This window comes from Microbacterium sp., assembly GCF_041641055.1.
Classification (GTDB): Bacteria; Actinomycetota; Actinomycetes; order Actinomycetales; family Microbacteriaceae; genus Microbacterium.
This window is the reverse complement of sequence record NZ_JBEPZB010000018.1, coordinates 42,854-59,332: the sequence shown is the minus strand read 5'-3', so window position 1 is coordinate 59,332 and position 16,479 is coordinate 42,854. Positions and strand designations below refer to the sequence as shown.

The following is a 16,479-nucleotide window of genomic DNA, read 5'->3' as shown; positions in this document are numbered from 1 at the left end:
CTAGCGGCGAGCCAGGCTCAGACGCCGGAACTCCGGAGTGCTCAGCGGCAGGATCATCAACCCCATCATCGCGGCGCCGAAGACGGCGAAGGGCACCCACACGGCCGTCGCCGAGGCGAGCATCCCGAACCCCGCCATCGCGAGGGGCATCAGGCAGTCGTCCCCGAGACGCGTGATCGACCCCATCCGGCCGAGGAAGGCCGCGTCGACCGTCGCCGAGAAGGTCGCACTGAGAAGCACCGAGGCGTAGCCGGCGGTGACGCCGATGACGAACGCGGAAGCCGCCACCGTCCACACCGGTCCCCAGCCGAGCGCGGCGATTCCCGCCCCCTGCACGACCAGGGCCCCGAAGCCCGCTCGCGCCTCGAGGCGGGGCCGCCATCGGGCCACGGACACGGCGCCGAGCGCTGCGCCTGCGCCGAGGAGCGCCTCGAAGAGTCCGACGGCGGGGGCACCCCAGCCCTCGTCCTGAGCACGCAGGACCAACCCGATGCCGACGGCGGGGCCCACGGCGAGGTTGAGGCCGGACAGGGCGAGGACCAGGGTGCGCGTCGTGCGGTGGGTTCGCAGATGTCCGAAGCCGCGTGCGATGCCGCGGAGGGCGGACTCCCGGTGCGCCCGAGGGAGCAGGAACCGCGGCCGCAGCCAGAGTGCGATGAAGGCGAAGACGACGGTGAAGGTCATGGCGTTGGCCGCCGCGCTGCCGGCGAGCCCGGTGACCGCGACGAGGAGGCCGCCGAGTGCGGCTCCCGCCATGGTGCCGAGGCGAGAAGCCGTCTGTGCCAGCGCGCCGTACGAGGGCAGGTCGCTCGTGCGGACGAGCTGCCGGGCGACCGTGCCGGCGGAGGGTTCGTAGAACGCGTCGCAGACACCGAAGGCGATCGCGGCGAACAGGAGCACGGCGAGGGTGGGAGGTGCCGCCAGCACCCAGAGCGAGACCGCCCCGAGAACGCCGACGCGGAGGATCGTGAAGAGCATCATCACTCGTCGTGCGTCCGAGCGGTCGGCGATCACGCCGCCGAACAGCAGCACCGCCGCGCGAGGCACCGTGCCGGCGGCGATCACGAACCCCGCGATCGCGGGGGAGGCGATCTGCACCGCGGTCCACGCCAGCGCGATGGTCCACAGCGCGTCGCCGGCGTCCGATGCCGCCTTGACCGCGATCCAGGCGTGCACACGGTGGTCACGTCGAAAAGGCGGTGGCTCCTGCACCTGCACAGGCTCCGGCGCGACGCTCATGGCGCGGTCGGGAAGGCATGGGCGAAGAAGAAGACCGGAGTGCGCTCCTGCCCGTCGTCCAGATCGACGGTGTCCCGCCAGTCCGCCAATGCGGTGAGCACTCGTGCGGACAGGTCGCGCAGCTCGTCGGGGGTCGCCCAGGCCATCGTCTCGGTGTTCGAGGCATCGTACGCGGCGAAGGCGGGGTCGTCATGGCGCCGCTGCCACCGCTGGAGACGCTCGATCTGCATCCGGATGCCCTGGCGCTGCGCCTCTCGGGCCAGCATCGCTTCGGAGGGCGAGTCGGAGAAGTCATCCACGGACCAGGTGAGACCTCGCCGGGCGATGCGCCACCAGCTCGTGCGCCGGTCCCCGACGGGATCCGACTCGCGCTGAACGAGGCCGGCGCGCTCCAGCATCCGCAGATGGTGACTGATGCTGCCCACCTGGCTCTTCAGCGCGCGGGCGAGCGTCGTGACCTGCGTCGTCCCGTACAGCAGGAGGTGGTCGTAGATGCGCCGGCGCAGCGGGTGACTGATGGCCGTGATCACCGAGATGTCTTCCATGGGAGCAACCGTAAAGTCGTCTCCCCAGTCTCACAAGACTTCTTGTATACCCCGGAATCACAGCGAAGTGCTGCCCCCTCACCTGGCGAGCAGCACCTCGCGGATCTTCTCGATCAGTCGTTCACGGAACCGTCTGATGCGGCCTGCTGCGACCTGGCGCGACGGTTGCGGCGGGACCGACGGACCGCCCAGACCCCCACGAGGACCAGCCCGACCAGCGCGATCCAGGGGAGCAGGAACCCGACGGCGATGACCACGGCGTTCAGCGACACCACGAGACCGTTCCACCCGGCGAGCAGCCCGTCTCCGAACCCCGCGGGATCTGCGGTGCTCGGCGCCGCGGCGCGCGTCAGCTCGACCTGCAGGCTCGACATCGCCACCTGGTCTTCGAGCGCCGCGAGCTGCTGCTCGTACGACTCGAGCTGGGCCTGGCGATCGGTGAGGGCGACCTCCGCCTCGATGAGCTCCGCGACGGTGCCGGTCTGCGACATCAGCTCCGTGAGTCGCGTGACGGATGCCTTCGTCGCCTCGACCCTGGCGCGCAGATCGATCGCCGTCGACGTGACGTCCTGCTGGGACACGGACGAGGAGAGCACCTCACCCGTGTCGGAGAGTCGGTCGATGACCTCGGTGAGGTCGGCCGACGGCACCCGGATGCTGATCCAGCCGTAACCGGAGTTCGAGGGAGCGGGTGCCGACGTGTCGTCGACCGCGAGGTCCTTGCCGATCTCGGTGCTCTCGACGTAGCCGTCATGTGCGGCCGCGAGCGCGCCGATCTCGGACGCGGCATCGGAGATGTCCTCGACCTGCACGGTGGCTGCTGCCGTCGCGATGATCTCGCGCTCGCTGTCGCCCACGTCGCCCGCGACAGCGCCGGATTCTGTGGAATCGGTGATCGCCCCCGGTGCGCTCTGGTCCGCCGACCCGCCACCGGAGTCCTGAGCGACTCCATTCGCCGGCATGTCTCCGCTCTCGGCGGTGCTCATCGCGCCGCCTCCGTCGACCGCCGTGAGGATCGGCGGTGTCACGAGCACTCCGACGACGAACGCCGCGGCGATCCCGGCGCCGGTGAGCCACCGGCGCCGGCGCGGTCGGGCGGCGGATGCGGCTGGCGCCGTGCGCGGACGCTCGGCGGCGATCTCGGTGAACACCGCTCGCTCGATGCGCGACACAGCGGCGTCGGAGAGTTCGGGAAGGTCGTCTGTCGTGCTGTCGTCGTTCATGCCTCGCTCGCTTCCTTGACGGCACCGCGCAGTCGGGTGCGCACTCGGGAGAGACGGTTCCGGACGATCGCGTGACTCACGCCGAGTTCATCGGCGGCCGCCTGATAGGCATAGCCCTCGGCGGCGCACAGACGGAAGATCTCCTGGTCGAGCTCGCTGAGCGTGCCCACCTCGGCGGCGATCCGCGTCGCCAGGGCCGCAGTGATGACCTGCTCCTCGACGCTGATCGTCGAGGCGAGGGTCTCCTCTGCGGCATCCGTCGTGTGCGCCAGATCCCGCCGACGCTGACGCAGCCGGTTCGCAGCCTGGAAACGACAGATCGTCGCGAGCCAGGGCAGGATCGACTCACCCTGCAGCTCGAACCCGGTCAGCTTCCGCCACGCGGTGACGAAGGTCTCCTGAGTCACGTCCTCAGCATCCGCGGCCGAGCCGAGGATGCTGTGGGCGATCCAGTAGACCGGTCGGACGTGCGCGCGGTACAGCTCGCGGAAGGCGCTCTGGTCACCGGCCGCGGCCTGGGCCGCCCATCTCTGATCACTCGTCTGCACGGGCATCCTGATTCCGTTCGGTGTCTCTCACCTGGGAAGTGTCGAGGGATGCCCCATCGTCTCAGATCAGTGCGTCGGCTGAGCGTGCGCCTTGGCGAGGGTCTGCTGAGACATGCGGTCGATCCAGGCGAGAGCGACGGCGGACACGATGAACACCATGTGGATGACGACCTGCCAGAGGACCCCGGTCGGGGTGTACTTCTCGCCGTCGGTGCTGATGCCGCGCTCGCTCATGCCGCCGACCTCGATGAAGGTCTTGAGGAGGTGGATCGAGGAGATGCCGATGATCGCCATCGCCAGTTTGACCTTGAGGACGTTGGCGTTCACATGGGAGAGCCACTCGGGCTGGTCGGGGTGGCCGTCGACATTGATGCGTGACACGAAGGTCTCGTACCCGCCGATGATGACCATGATGAGCAGGTTGGCGATCATCACGACGTCGATCAGGCCCAGCACCGCGAGCATGATCACCGCCTCGTCGAGATGCGAGATGTCGTGGATGACGCCGTCGATGAGGTGCCACAGCTCCACCATGAAGACGACCACGTAGACGAGCTGCGCCACGATCAGGCCGATGTAGAGGGGAGCCTGCAACCACCGGCTCACGAAGATGAGAGATCCGATGGAGCGTGCCCAGGGATTGCGGGGAGGGGTGTCGAGCGGAGCGATGACGGAGGATGCCGTGTCGGGGCGCGAGGTCGATGTCACGCCGACCATTCCACCATGCCGCATCCGCTCCGCTAGAATCGGTGTCGCGAAGGGGAGTATCCCGCAAGCGCATCCACCGTCATCACGAGCATCGACATCGCTGCTCCGGTCGTGCGGCGCACTCTGTGCGTGGGAGAGACTTTCGGCGTTCTTCCGACCCCTCCCGAAAGGTGCAGTGCACCCTTGGCAATCCCTGTCTGGTTCGAGATCACCTCGATGGTCGTCCTCACGATCATCCTGATCGGCGACCTGCTGCTCATCCGCCTCCGTCCGCACATCCCGTCCACCAAGGAGTCCACGCTCTGGGTGGTGTTCTACGTGGGACTCGCCCTGCTCTTCGCTGTCCTCCTGGGCAATGTGGCCGGGTGGCGCAACGCGGGCGACTTCATCACGGGATGGGCGCTCGAGTACAGCCTCTCGATCGACAACCTGTTCGTCTTCGTGCTGATCATGGCTCAGTTCGCCGTGCCTCGGCGCCTGCAGCAGCAGGTGCTCATGGTCGGCATCATCATCGCCCTGATCCTTCGCGGCGCCTTCATCCTCGTCGGCGTGACGATCGTCGAGCACTTCTCGCCGATCTTCTACATCTTCGGCGCCTTCCTCATCTGGACGGCCATCCGCCAGGCGATGCCGGAGGGCGATCACGAGGGAGAGGTGCAGCGCGAGAACTTCGTGGTGCGACTTCTTCGCCGTCGCATCGACATCAGCGAGGAGTACGACGGGTCGAAGCTCCGCACCACCGTCGACGGCAAGCGCATGTGGACGCCCATGGTGATCGTGTTCATCACGATCGGCGTCACCGACCTGATCTTCGCGATCGACTCGATCCCCGCGATCTTCGAGATCACCACCAACGGGTTCCTCGTCTTCGCCGCGAACATCTTCGCGCTGATGGGGCTCCGTCAGCTGTACTTCCTGCTCGGCGACCTGCTCGACCGCCTCCGCTACCTCCACTACGGCATCGCCGTGATCCTCGGGTTCATCGGTGTGAAGCTGATCCTGCACGCCCTGCACGAGAACGAGCTGCCGTTCATCAACGGCGGCGAGCACGTCGAGTGGGTGCCGGACATCGACAACATGGTGTCGCTCGGCGTCATCGTCGTGTCGATGGGTGTCGCGACCATCGCGAGCCTGATCGCCTCGTCGCGGGAGAAGCGCGCACAGCGCATCAGTCCGACGGTCGAGTGAGGGCCGGCGCGATCTCAGTCGACTGACATCAGCCTGCCGACCACAGGGATTCGGCTTCCAGGGTCAGGTCGATGACCTGGCCGAGCAGTGCACCGACGCTGGTCGACTGCAGGAGCGTGTAGCGGTCGTACTCGCCGAGCGGTGCGATCGCGGCGAGCTGCCACGCGGCTGCGAGCGGGTCGTCGGACAGCTCCGTATCGGCCTCCCAGCGGGAGTCCGCGCGCGCGAGGACACGCCGGACGATCGCCTCGGCCTCTGTTCGCAGAGGGGTGAGCGCGTCGTGCCAGATCAGCTCGGGAAGAGGGGTGACCTCAGCACGGGGATAGGGCGCATCGTCGACCCATTCCTCGATGGTGACGCGCGACGTGCCGACCGCGACGATGTGCAGCATCTCGGCGTCGGGAGACACGCTCACCAGCCTCGCCATCGTGCCGAGACCGCTGCGCCGGTCGCCGCCGCCGACTTCGGGACCGCGCTCGATGAGCACGACGCCGAACTCCGGGTCCTCCTCGTCGAGCAGACGACCGATCATCGTGAGGTAGCGAGGCTCGAAGACGCGCAACAGCAGCGGGGTGTACGGGAAGAGCACCGACCCGAGCGGGAACATCGGTATTGCGGTCATGACCCCAGTCAACACCGCGCGACGTACAGTGAACAGATGCGCAGACCCGTGCCCGATGTTCCCGTTGCCGACCAGGAATCCGTCTGGGACTACCCACGGCCGCCGCGGGTCGAGCGAGTTCCCGAACGCCTCACCATCCGTCTCGGCGGCGAGATCGTCGCTGACACCACGGACGCGGTGCGGGTGCTCGAGACGAGTCATCCTCCGGTGTACTACCTTCCGATCGCCGACTTCGTCGACGGAGCGCTCGCGGATGCGACAGGGTCGTCGTTCTGCGAGTTCAAGGGCGCCGCGCGCTACCTCGACGTACGAGGCGGGGGGATCGTCGCCGCCGGGGCCGCATGTAACTACCCGCAGCCGTCACCGGGCTTCGAGATGCTGGCCGACCGAGTGGCGGTGTACGCAGGGCCGATGGACGAGTGCACCGTCGGCGATGAGGTCGTGGTGCCGCAGCCCGGCGGGTTCTACGGCGGCTGGGTCACGTCGTCGGTCGCGGGGCCCTTCAAGGGCGTCCCCGGTTCGATGGGCTGGTGAGCGGGGGCCGCTCAGAACGCGCGGAGATTGGCCTGGAGGCCGCCCTCGACGTGCTCGCGACGGAGGATTCCTCGGCGCCGCAGCACGGGAACGAGCTCGTCGAGTGTGCGGTGCAGCGTCACCGGGTGGAAGTCTCCCCACAGCAGCACGCCGTCGTTGCCCCATTCCCCGAGCTCCTCGATCAGGTCGGCGAACTCCTCCGCCGTGCCGACGAAGCCGGAGCGGTCGGTGATGCGGCCGGTCCGGGCGAGTGCCGTGAGGTGTGCCCGCAGGGGCGCCGACTCGCCGCGGTCCCCGATCAGGCGCTGGATGCTGCCACGAGACACGTGATCCCCGAAGATCGAGAGGTCGAGCGGCCGATCGAGGTCGAGCGAGGTCAGGTCGGTCTCGAGGTCGCTGGACTGCTTGCGGGCGATCTGCACGAGGGCGGCGTCGTCGGGATGCGCGGATGCGGCGACGATCCGATCCGCTTCCTCCGCCGACGAGGTGATCACGGGCTGGATGGCGAAGAGGATCTTGATGTCTGCAGGGGAGCGGCCGGCGGCGATCGCGGCGTCGTGGATCTTCGCGCGGTACGCGCGCACCGACGCCTCGTGCAGAGGGGCGAGCGCGAGCTGGACGTCGGAGTGCGCGCCTGCGAAGCCGAGTCCGCGTCCGGAGCCACCGGGGGAGACGATCGCAGGTTCGCCGTCTGTGAAGGGGATGGCGTTGAGAGGCCCGTCGAACGCGAAGTGGGCGCCTCGGTGCCGCACGGGCTGCAGCTTGGAGCCGTCGGCGAAGACGCCCGTGTCGCGGTCGCGAACGAGAGCGCCCTCCTCCCAGCTGCGCCAGAGGGAGCGGATGCCGGTGAGCCACTCCTCCGCGCGGTCGTAGGCCGCGTCGTGTCCGAGCTGCGCCGAGTCGGAGAAGTGCCTGGCGCTCCCGGTGTCGGTGACCACGTTGAGTCCGAGGCGGTGGCCGCTCAGGTGCTGCAGCGTGGAGAACTGTCGCGCCGCCGTATAGGGAAGGGAGGCCGCGGGGTTGACCGTCGGCACCACCCCGAGGTGACGGGTCGCCTGGAAGAGATAGGGCGCGAGCAGCAGCGGGTCGTGCTTCGGGCCCCCGAAGGCGTGCCGCACGCGCAGGTCGATCGTGTCGGCGGATCCGAGGGAGGGGGCGTCCTCGATGATGACGAGGTCGAAGCCCGCCTGCTCCAGGGTGCGCGCGGCCTCCTGGTAGATCTCAGGACGGGTCCAGTCGTAGTCCCAGTCCAGCGAGGGGTAGCCCCAGCCCTGCGGACCGAAACCCCGGGCGAGGAACCAGCCGAAGTGCTGCGGTGTGCTCATAGGACGGCCTCCCGTGCGCGTTCCAGCACGCGGCTCAGATCGCCGAGGAGGTCGGCGACGTCCTCGATCCCGATCGAGAGACGCAGTGTGCCGGGGCGGATTCCGAGCACAGCGCGCTCTTCCGGCGTCCGATGCGAGTGGCTGGTCGTGCCCGGATGCAGCACCAGTGACCGGACGTCTCCGATATGGGTCATGTGGGTGAAGACCTCCACCCCCTCGACGAAGTCGCGAGCGGCGTCGAGGCCGCCTCGAAGGGTGAAGGTGAAAATCGAGCCGTATCCGCCACGGAGGTAGGTCGCTGCGAGGCGATGGTCGGGATGGCTCTCGAGGCCCACGTAGTCCACGCTCTCCACCGCGTCCTGCGACGACAGCCACCGGGCGATCTCGAGCGCGTTGCGCGACTGGCGCTCTACCCGCAGTCCCAGTGTCTCGGCGCCCTGACCGATGAGGAAGGCGTTGAGGGGAGAGGGGGAGGCACCGAAGCGCGGCGCCACGGACTCACGGGCGTAGGCGATGCGTGCGGCCCCGCCGTGTCGCGCCGCCACGCTCGGCACGCCGCCGCGGCCCGGGAGCACGAGGTGCGGCGCGTTGTGACCTGCGGTGGCAGCGTCGAACCGCCCGTCGTCGGCGATCACGCCGCCGAGCACCGAACCGTGCCCCGCGAGGAACTTCGAGGCGGAGTGCACGACCATCGCGGCTCCGTGCTCGAGGGGACGCAGCAGGTACGGCGTCGCCAGAGTGTTGTCGACGATCAGCGGGATCGCGAACTCGTCGGCGACAGCGCTCACCGCGGCGATGTCGAGGATGTCGTTGCGGGCGTTGGCGATCGACTCGCCGAACAGTGCTCTCGTGTCCGGACGGATCGCCTGCCGCCAGGCATCCGGGTCGGCGATGTCGTCGATGAAGGTCGTCTCGATCCCCAGGCGGGCGAGGTTGTCGAGGAGGAGGCCGCGCGTCCCCTCGTAGATGTGGGTGGAGGAGACGATGTGGTCGCCCGCTCCTGCCACGGTCAGCAGCGCAGTGACGACGGCCGCCTGACCGCTCGCGACGAGCACGGCGTCCGCGGCGGATTCGAGTGCGGCGAGCTGTCGCTCCACCGCGCGCACCGTGGGGTTGCCGGTACGCGTGTAGCCGAACCCTGCTCCGGTGCCGAAGTGCTCGGCCGCGTGGTCGAAGTCGTCGAACTCGAAGCCGGCCGTGAGGTAGATCGGGGTCGCTCGCGACGACGCGGAGCCCTGATTCCGGGCGGCGTGCACCGCTGTGGTGGCGAAACCGGGGGAGTCGACGGTCATTCGGGAACCTCTCGAGGATGCGGGTGACCTCAGCGTGTCACGCGGCGACTCGCCCCGCTGAAGCGGTGGTAATCTGACGTCATGCGGATCGTGCTCCTTCTTAGCGGCCGCGACGAGACCTCGTTCTGAGCCCCTCCTCGTCGCGGAGTCCACTGTGGGCCGAACCGCCAGCTTCAGGAGATAAGCAATGAACACCCTCACAGCAGACTCTGTTCCCGCACGGCCCCGCACCCTCGCCGAGAAGGTCTGGGACGACCATCTGGTCGTCAAGGGCGAGAACGGCGAGCCGGACCTGATCTACATCGATCTGCACCTCGTGCATGAGGTCACCAGCCCGCAGGCCTTCGACGGCCTCCGCGCCGAAGGGCGACCGCTGCGTCGGCTCGATCTGACGATCGCCACCGAGGATCACAACACCCCGACCTGGGACATCGACAAGCCGATCGCCGACCTGACCAGCCGGACGCAGATCGAGACCCTCCGGCGCAACGCCGAGGAGTTCGGGGTGCGTCTGCATTCGCTCGGCGACGCCGAGCAGGGCATCGTGCACGTCGTGGGTCCACAGCTCGGCCTCACGATGCCGGGCATCACCGTGGTCTGCGGTGATTCGCACACCTCGACCCATGGCGCGTTCGGGGCGATGGCGTTCGGCATCGGCACCAGCGAGGTCGAGCACGTCATGGCCACCCAGACGCTGCCCCTGAAGCCCTTCAAGACGATGGCGATCACCGTCGAGGGCACGCTGCGCCCCGGCGTCACCGCGAAGGACATCATCCTTGCGGTGATCGCGAAGATCACCACCGGAGGCGGCCAGGGATACGTCCTGGAGTTCCGCGGCAGCGCGATCCGCGCCCTGTCGATGGAGGGCCGGATGACGATCTGCAACATGTCGATCGAGGCCGGTGCCCGCGCGGGGATGGTCGCCCCGGACGAGGTCACCTTCGAGTACCTCAAGGGCCGCCCGCACGCGCCGAAGGGCCAGGACTGGGACGACGCCGTCGCCTACTGGCGCACTCTCCCCACCGACGAGGGAGCCGCCTTCGACGCGGAGGTCTTCATCGACGCCGACGAGCTGGAGCCGTTCGTGACCTGGGGGACCAACCCGGGTCAGGGCAGCTCGCTGTCGGCCTCTGTGCCCGACCCCGCCGACATCGCGGACGCCAGTGAGCGCGTCGCGGCCGAGCGCGCGTTGGAGTACATGGACCTGACTCCCGGCACCCCGTTGAAGGACGTTCCGGTCGACGCCGTCTTCATGGGCTCCTGCACCAACAGCCGCATCGAGGATCTGCGCGCTTTCGCCTCGATCATCAAGGGCAGGAAGAAGGCGGACGGCGTCCGCGTCATGGTGGTGCCCGGCTCCGCCAGAGTCAGGCTGGAGGCGGAGGCGGAAGGACTGGACCAGGTCATCAAGGACTTCGGTGCCGAATGGCGCTTCGCCGGATGCTCCATGTGCCTGGGTATGAACCCTGACCAGCTCGCCCCCGGTGAGCGGTGCGCCTCGACCTCCAACCGCAACTTCGAAGGCCGACAGGGCAAGGGCGGCCGCACGCACCTCGTGTCGCCGCTCGTCGCCGCGGCGACCGCGATCCGCGGCACCCTGTCCAGCCCCGGCGACCTGGTCGAGGCGGTCTCTGCGACCGTCCCCGCCGCAGCGACGAACGGAGCCGTCTGATGGAGAAGTTCCGCACCCACACCGGCATCGCCGCTCCTCTCAAGCGCTCGAACGTCGACACCGACCAGATCATCCCTGCCGTGTTCCTCAAGCGGGTCACGAAGACGGGCTTCGAGGACGCTCTGTTCCACGGCTGGCGGCAGGATCCCGACTTCGTGCTCAACCAGCCCGCGTTCCAGGGCGCGTCCGTCCTCGTCGCCGGCCCGGACTTCGGCACCGGATCGAGCCGCGAGCACGCCGTCTGGGCGCTGCGCGACTTCGGCTTCTCGGTCGTCCTGAGTCCCCGGTTCGCAGACATCTTCCGCGGCAACTCGGGCAAGCAGGGTCTGCTCGCCGCGACCGTGTCGGACGAGGATCTGGAGCGCATCTGGGCCGAGATCGACCGGAATCCCGGGGTTTCGATCACGGTCGACCTCGAGGCGCGAACCGCCTCGATCGGCGACGTCCAGGCCGACATCGGGATCGACGATTACACTAGATGGCGGCTCCTCGAAGGGCTCGATGACATCGGGCTCACGCTGCGCAACGAAGACAAGATCGCGCAGTTCGAGGCCCGTCGCGAGTCGTGGCGGCCCCGTACCCTTCCCGTTCAGTGAACGACGGGGTGGGGGAGCCGAGGGCGACCCCGCCCCGAAATCCGTTGAACGAAGTGAGGCTCCGAATGACGACACCTGTGCGCGACGCTCTTCCGGACGGAGTTCCCCCTCTCACCGGAGACGTCCTCGCCATTCGAGGCGGACGCCCGCTGCGCGGGCGCGTCGACGTCAAGGGCGCGAAGAACCTCGCGACCAAGGCGATGGTGGCCTCGCTGCTCGGCGAGACGGTCAGCGTCCTGCGTGACGTGCCGGCCATCAGCGATGTCGCGGTCGTGCGGTCGCTGCTCGAGGTGCACGGCGTGCGCGTGTCCGACGGCGACGAGCCGGGTGCTCTCGTCTTCGACCCCAGCGACGTCGAATCCGCTCACTTCGAGGAGATCGACGCCCACGCCGGTGCCTCCCGCATCCCGATCCTGTTCTGCGGGCCGCTGCTGCACCGTCTCGGACAGGCCTTCATCCCCGACCTCGGCGGCTGCCGCATCGGCGATCGCCCCATCGACTTCCACCTCGACGCACTGCGCAAGTTCGGAGCGATCGTCGAGAAGCTGCCGAGCGGCATCCGCCTCTCCACCGGCGGTGCTCGTCTGCACGGCGCCAACATCCACCTGCCGTACCCGAGCGTGGGCGCCACCGAGCAGGTGCTGCTGACGGCCGTGCGCGCAGAGGGCACCACCGAGCTGCGCAACGCCGCCATCGAGCCCGAGATCATGGATCTGATCGCGGTGCTGCAGAAGATGGGCGCGATCATCAGCTACGAGCCGAATCGCGTCATCCTCATCGAGGGTGTCGAGAAGCTGCGCGGCTACGACCACCGCTCGATCTTCGACCGCAACGAGGCGGCCTCCTGGGCCTCCGCCGCGCTGGCGACCGACGGCGAGATCTTCGTCGGCGGAGCGAAGCAGCAGGAGATGCTGACCTTCCTCAACATCTTCCGCAAGGCCGGCGGCTGGTTCGACATCCAGGAGGACGGCATCCTCTTCCGCCGCGACGGCGAGCTCAAGCCCGTCGTCGTCGAGACCGACGTGCACCCCGGGTTCATGACCGACTGGCAGCAGCCGCTCGTCGTGGCGCTGACGCAGGCCAATGGCCGGTCCGTGGTCCACGAGACCGTCTACGAGAACCGCCTGGGCTTCACCGAGGCGCTGGTCAAGATGGGCGCGGACATCGTCGTGCACCCGCGCGGCCTGCAGGACGGACCGCGCCGCGTCCCGCGCCGCGACCTCGAGCAGGCGGCCGTCATCACCGGTCCCACCCCGCTGCACGCCGCAGACATCGTCGTGCCCGACCTGCGTGGTGGATACAGCCACGTGATCGCGGCGCTGACCGCCGAGGGCGAGTCGAAGGTGTCGGGCGTCGACATCCTCAGCAGGGGCTACGAGAAGTTCCTCGCCAAGCTCGACGCCGTGGGTGCCGACTTCGACGTCCTCGGGTGAGCGCGATGGGTTCCCGTTCGACGGAGACCACGCGGCCCAGCGCGTTCTGGCCGGTCGCGGCGATCGCCGTTCCGCTGATCTCGCTGCTCGCGAAGCTCCGCATCAGGGGCAGCGAGAAGCTGCCGCGTGAAGGTGCCTTCGTGCTCGCACCGAACCACTACTCCGAGTTCGACCCGCTCGTGGTCGCCCTCGCGGTGTGGCGCATCGGCCGGGCGCCGCGCTTCATGGCCAAGGAGAGCCTCTTCAAGGTGCCCGTGCTCGGGTGGGTTCTGCGCAGCACCGGCATGATCCCCGTCGCGCGCTCCTCATCGGCATCCGCAGCGAAGCAGACCCTCACGCAGTCGGCGGAATTGGTGAAGCACGGGCGCGGCGTGATCGTGTATCCGGAAGGCACGCTGACCAGGGATCCGGACATGTGGCCGATGCGCGGCAAGTCCGGCGCGGTCCGTCTCGCGTTGGCCGACGGCATCCCGCTCATCCCGATGGCGCACTGGGGCACTCAGGAGATCATGGGTCGCTACCAGAAGGGTCTGAGCCTCTGGCCGCTGCGCAAGCCCGTGGACGTCGTCATCGGAGATCCGGTCGACGTGTCGGACCTCCGGGGGCGCGCCGGCGAGGCGTCGGCGCTCAACGAGGCCACCGATCGGCTGATGAACGCGATCACCGCACTGCTCGAGGACCTGCGTGACGAGAAGGCTCCCGCGGAGCGCTGGAACCCGTCCGCACACGGACAGAAGGAGACGGGTCGCCTTGACTCCTAAGCGCAACGAACCCGCCGGCCCTCGCGTCGCGGTCATCGGTGCCGGCAGCTGGGGCACGACCTTCGGGAAGATCCTCGCCGACGGCGGCGCGCAGGTCATGATGTGGGCCCGCCGCGCCGAGCTCGCGCACGAGATCGATGAAGCCAAGCGCAACTCCCGCTATCTGCCAGGCATAAACCTGCCGCGCACGATGGCGGCGACTCACGAGCTGGCGATCGCTCTGCGCGATGTCGACCAGGTCTACCTGTCGGTGCCGAGCCAGTCGCTCCGCGAGAACCTCAAGGCTCTGCGTCCCCTGCTCGCCGACAACGAGGCCAAGATCGTCAGCCTGATGAAGGGCGTCGAACGCACCAGCGGACTCCGCATGAGTCAGGTGATCGAGCAGGAGCTGCGCTGCGATCCCGATCGGATCGCCGTCGCCTCAGGACCTAACCTCGCGCTCGAGATCGCCCGCGAGCAGCCGACGGCGGCCGTCATCTCCTCGCGCAGCAGGGAGACCGCCGAGGAGGTCGCGCGTGCTGCACGCAACAGCTACTTCCGCACGTTCGTGAACACCGATGTGATCGGCACGGAGTTCGGCGGAGTGCTGAAGAACCTCATCGCCGTGGCGATCGGCATCGTCGACGGCGTCGGGTACGGCGAGAACACCAAGGCATCGATCATCACCAGAGGGCTCGTGGAGATGACGGACTTCGCCGTGGCCAACGGCGCGCACCCCGAGACCCTCCAGGGGCTCGCAGGACTCGGCGACCTGATCGCCACCTGCCAGTCGCCGCTCAGCCGCAACAACACCGCCGGGCGCCTGCTCGGTCAGGGGTACAGCTTCCAGGACGTCGTCAAGCAGATGCAGCAGACCGCCGAGGGCCTCGCGTCCGTGGCCCCCGTCCTGCAGCTCGCGCGCGAGTCCGAAGTGCACATGCCCATCGTCGAGCAGGTGAAGATGGTGCTCGACGGCAAGATGAATCCGCGCGACATCGCACCCCACCTGACGACGGACGACGACACCCCGCAGGGTGAGAGGACCAACCATGGACAAGCAGACGGTGGTGGTGCTCTTCGGAGGGCGCTCCAGCGAGCATTCGATCAGTTCCGCAACGGCGGGCGGGGTGCTGGGCGCGATTGATCGCGACCGCTATGCGGTGATCCCCGTCGGGATCACGCGTGAGGGCGCGTTCGTCCTCGAGGACGACGATCCCGCGAAGTTCCCGCTCGACGCCGCACACCTGCCCGAGGTCGCCGACAACGGCACCAGGGTGCTGTGGCCGGAGCCGGGTGGCGACCGCACGCTGCGCGTCGTGCGTCCTGATGGGACGACGGAGGGTCTGGGCGAGATCGACATCGTGCTGCCGATCCTGCACGGACCGCATGGCGAGGACGGCACGATCCAGGGGTACTTCGACACGCTCGAGGTGCCCTACGCCGGCGGCGGGGTGCTCGACTCCGCCCTCTGCATGGACAAGCACTTCATGAAGATCGCGCTGCAGGCCGCGGGTATCGCGGTGGCGCCGTGGATCACCGTGCGTGCTCGCCAGTGGAGCCAGGATGCCGAGGCGGTGCGGGCCTCCGCGGCCGAGCTCGGCCTGCCGTTGTTCGTCAAGCCGGCCCGTGCGGGGTCGAGTGTCGGGGTGTCGAAGGTCGAGAAGGCCGACGAACTCGACGCGGCTCTCGCGATCGCGTTCGCCGAGGACGACAAGGTGCTGATCGAGGTCGGCGTGTCCGGCCGCGAGATCGAGGTCGCGGTGCTCGAGGGCGTCGACGGCGTCCGGGCGTCGCTGCCCGGCGAGATCGTGCTCACCTCACGCGGCTTCTACGACTTCGAGGGCAAGTACCTCGGTGGCGACGGCGTGGACGTCGTGTGCCCTGCAGAGCTGGAGCAGCACGAGGTCGCGGCGATCCAGGATGCCGGGGTCCGCGCGTTCGAGGCGGTAGACGGGCGTGGACTGGCAAGGGTCGACATGTTCCTCACCCCGAGCGGGGAGCTCGTCGTCAACGAGCTCAACACCATGCCCGGTTTCACGCCGATCTCGATGTTCCCGAAGTGCTGGGTCGCGTCCGGTCTCAGCTACGGCGACCTGATCTCGGAGCTGATCGAGGCGGGGCTTCGGCGCTGATCGCGTGCCGGGCGATCGTCAGCCGACCTGCGGCGGGTATGTCGTGTCCGCTGACGTCTGCTGCGGCGGGTACGTCGTCGCCCCCGGCGCCGAGTAGTCCGACCCGGCGCTCGTCACCCCGGCTTCGACCGGGGCCGCGGCGGGCGCGGAACGGTGGATCAGCGCGGCGACCAGGGCAGTCAGCCATCCCCAGGTGAGCCCCCATGACGCGCTCGCGGTCACGGCCTGGAACGTCTGGATCATGAGGATCTCGGACTGCTCTGCCGGGATTCCCAGCGCAGCGACGGCGAGCGGCGCCCGCACCAGGCCGGCGATGCAGGACGCGACGACCACAGCACCCCAGGTGCCGAAGAAGACGGCGGATCCGCGCCCCGGCAGCGCGCCGCGCACGACGAGTCGGACGAAGAGCCAGGTGAGCCCGATCAGGACGACGAGGGCCAGCAGCATCGCCACGACGGCGAGCGGGAGAGCGTTCGGACGCAGAGCGAAGCCGATCGGATCCTGCAGGATGAACAGCCGCGGCACGTTCGGCACTCCCCACAGCAGGAAGAGGTAGCCGAGGATGCCGCTGAGCAGCGCTCCCGCTCCGACCATGATCGCTGCGACGACGGACACTCTGCCTGCGGGGGTGCGGTTCATGCCGCGAGTCTAGAGGGGCTTCGCGAAGAGGGTCGAGCCGACA

The 16,479-nt window shown here is 68.6% G+C and carries 17 protein-coding genes; 8 read left to right on the top strand and 9 right to left on the bottom strand.

Annotated elements, in window-relative coordinates; genetic code table 11:
* The 5 genes from ACESK8_RS12270 to ACESK8_RS12250 all read right to left on the bottom strand — a co-directional run bounded on the left by ACESK8_RS12270 (window position 1) and on the right by ACESK8_RS12250 (window position 4,263).
* On the bottom strand, window positions 1–1,239 hold the full coding sequence (locus ACESK8_RS12270) for an MFS transporter (protein ID WP_372968856.1): 1,239 nt from the start codon (window positions 1,237–1,239) through the stop codon (window positions 1–3).
* The gene (locus ACESK8_RS12265; RefSeq protein ID WP_372968855.1) at window positions 1,236–1,784 is read right to left on the bottom strand and encodes an ArsR/SmtB family transcription factor; all 549 of its coding nucleotides are present in this window, start codon (window positions 1,782–1,784) and stop codon (window positions 1,236–1,238) included. Before ACESK8_RS12265 ends, ACESK8_RS12270 begins: the two co-directional genes overlap by 4 nt.
* A 113-nt stretch (window positions 1,785–1,897) precedes the next feature.
* Window positions 1,898–3,007, bottom strand: coding sequence for a DUF4349 domain-containing protein (locus ACESK8_RS12260; RefSeq protein WP_372968854.1), 1,110 nt, complete (start codon window positions 3,005–3,007; stop codon window positions 1,898–1,900).
* Complete coding sequence (locus tag ACESK8_RS12255; RefSeq protein ID WP_372968853.1) at window positions 3,004–3,561, bottom strand: RNA polymerase sigma factor; 558 nt, start codon at window positions 3,559–3,561, stop codon at window positions 3,004–3,006. The genes ACESK8_RS12260 and ACESK8_RS12255 overlap by 4 nt, the downstream gene beginning before the upstream one ends.
* A 60-nt stretch (window positions 3,562–3,621) precedes the next feature.
* Window positions 3,622–4,263, bottom strand: a complete 642-nt coding sequence (locus tag ACESK8_RS12250) for a TIGR00645 family protein (RefSeq protein ID WP_372968852.1) — start codon at window positions 4,261–4,263, stop codon at window positions 3,622–3,624.
* Window positions 4,264–4,446: 183 nt separating this feature from the next.
* Here ACESK8_RS12250 and ACESK8_RS12245 point away from each other — a divergent pair, with 183 nt between their 5' ends.
* A complete protein-coding gene (locus ACESK8_RS12245; RefSeq protein WP_372968851.1) occupies window positions 4,447–5,451 on the top strand; it encodes a TerC/Alx family metal homeostasis membrane protein in 1,005 nt (334 codons plus the stop codon).
* Between the two features lie 28 nt (window positions 5,452–5,479).
* Here the strand turns inward: ACESK8_RS12245 and ACESK8_RS12240 are convergent, their stop codons facing one another.
* A complete protein-coding gene (locus ACESK8_RS12240) occupies window positions 5,480–6,073 on the bottom strand; it encodes an LON peptidase substrate-binding domain-containing protein (protein ID WP_372968850.1) in 594 nt (197 codons plus the stop codon).
* A 36-nt stretch (window positions 6,074–6,109) separates the two neighbouring features.
* Here ACESK8_RS12240 and ACESK8_RS12235 point away from each other — a divergent pair, with 36 nt between their 5' ends.
* On the top strand, window positions 6,110–6,607 hold the full coding sequence (locus ACESK8_RS12235) for a DUF427 domain-containing protein (RefSeq protein WP_372968849.1): 498 nt from the start codon (window positions 6,110–6,112) through the stop codon (window positions 6,605–6,607).
* An 11-nt stretch (window positions 6,608–6,618) separates the two neighbouring features.
* On the opposite strand, the gene ACESK8_RS12230 is transcribed toward ACESK8_RS12235, so the two are convergent.
* Window positions 6,619–7,932 carry an LLM class flavin-dependent oxidoreductase gene (locus ACESK8_RS12230; protein WP_372968848.1) on the bottom strand — a complete coding sequence of 438 codons (1,314 nt, stop codon included), beginning with the start codon at window positions 7,930–7,932 and terminating at the stop codon, window positions 6,619–6,621.
* Window positions 7,929–9,224 carry an O-acetylhomoserine aminocarboxypropyltransferase/cysteine synthase family protein gene (locus ACESK8_RS12225; protein WP_372968847.1) on the bottom strand — a complete coding sequence of 432 codons (1,296 nt, stop codon included), beginning with the start codon at window positions 9,222–9,224 and terminating at the stop codon, window positions 7,929–7,931. The genes ACESK8_RS12230 and ACESK8_RS12225 overlap by 4 nt, the downstream gene beginning before the upstream one ends.
* A gap of 187 nt (window positions 9,225–9,411) precedes the next feature.
* Between ACESK8_RS12225 and leuC the strand changes: the two genes are divergently transcribed.
* The 6 genes from leuC to ACESK8_RS12195 all read left to right on the top strand — a co-directional run bounded on the left by leuC (window position 9,412) and on the right by ACESK8_RS12195 (window position 15,797).
* A complete protein-coding gene (leuC, locus tag ACESK8_RS12220) occupies window positions 9,412–10,896 on the top strand; it encodes a 3-isopropylmalate dehydratase large subunit (RefSeq protein WP_372968846.1) in 1,485 nt (494 codons plus the stop codon).
* Window positions 10,896–11,492, top strand: a complete 597-nt coding sequence (gene leuD / locus ACESK8_RS12215) for a 3-isopropylmalate dehydratase small subunit (RefSeq protein WP_060925826.1) — start codon at window positions 10,896–10,898, stop codon at window positions 11,490–11,492. Before leuC ends, leuD begins: the two co-directional genes overlap by 1 nt.
* 65 nt (window positions 11,493–11,557) lie before the next feature.
* Entirely contained in the window at window positions 11,558–12,925 is a 1,368-nt protein-coding gene (murA, locus tag ACESK8_RS12210) for a UDP-N-acetylglucosamine 1-carboxyvinyltransferase (protein ID WP_060925827.1), read from the top strand.
* A 5-nt stretch (window positions 12,926–12,930) separates the two neighbouring features.
* Window positions 12,931–13,686, top strand: coding sequence for a lysophospholipid acyltransferase family protein (locus ACESK8_RS12205; RefSeq protein WP_372968845.1), 756 nt, complete (start codon window positions 12,931–12,933; stop codon window positions 13,684–13,686).
* A complete protein-coding gene (locus ACESK8_RS12200; RefSeq protein WP_372968844.1) occupies window positions 13,676–14,809 on the top strand; it encodes an NAD(P)H-dependent glycerol-3-phosphate dehydrogenase in 1,134 nt (377 codons plus the stop codon). Before ACESK8_RS12205 ends, ACESK8_RS12200 begins: the two co-directional genes overlap by 11 nt.
* Window positions 14,715–15,797, top strand: a complete 1,083-nt coding sequence (locus tag ACESK8_RS12195) for a D-alanine--D-alanine ligase family protein (protein ID WP_372968843.1) — start codon at window positions 14,715–14,717, stop codon at window positions 15,795–15,797. Before ACESK8_RS12200 ends, ACESK8_RS12195 begins: the two co-directional genes overlap by 95 nt.
* An 18-nt stretch (window positions 15,798–15,815) precedes the next feature.
* On the opposite strand, the gene ACESK8_RS12190 is transcribed toward ACESK8_RS12195, so the two are convergent.
* A complete protein-coding gene (locus ACESK8_RS12190) occupies window positions 15,816–16,436 on the bottom strand; it encodes a hypothetical protein (protein ID WP_372968842.1) in 621 nt (206 codons plus the stop codon).
* Between the last annotated feature and the right edge of the window lie 43 nt (window positions 16,437–16,479).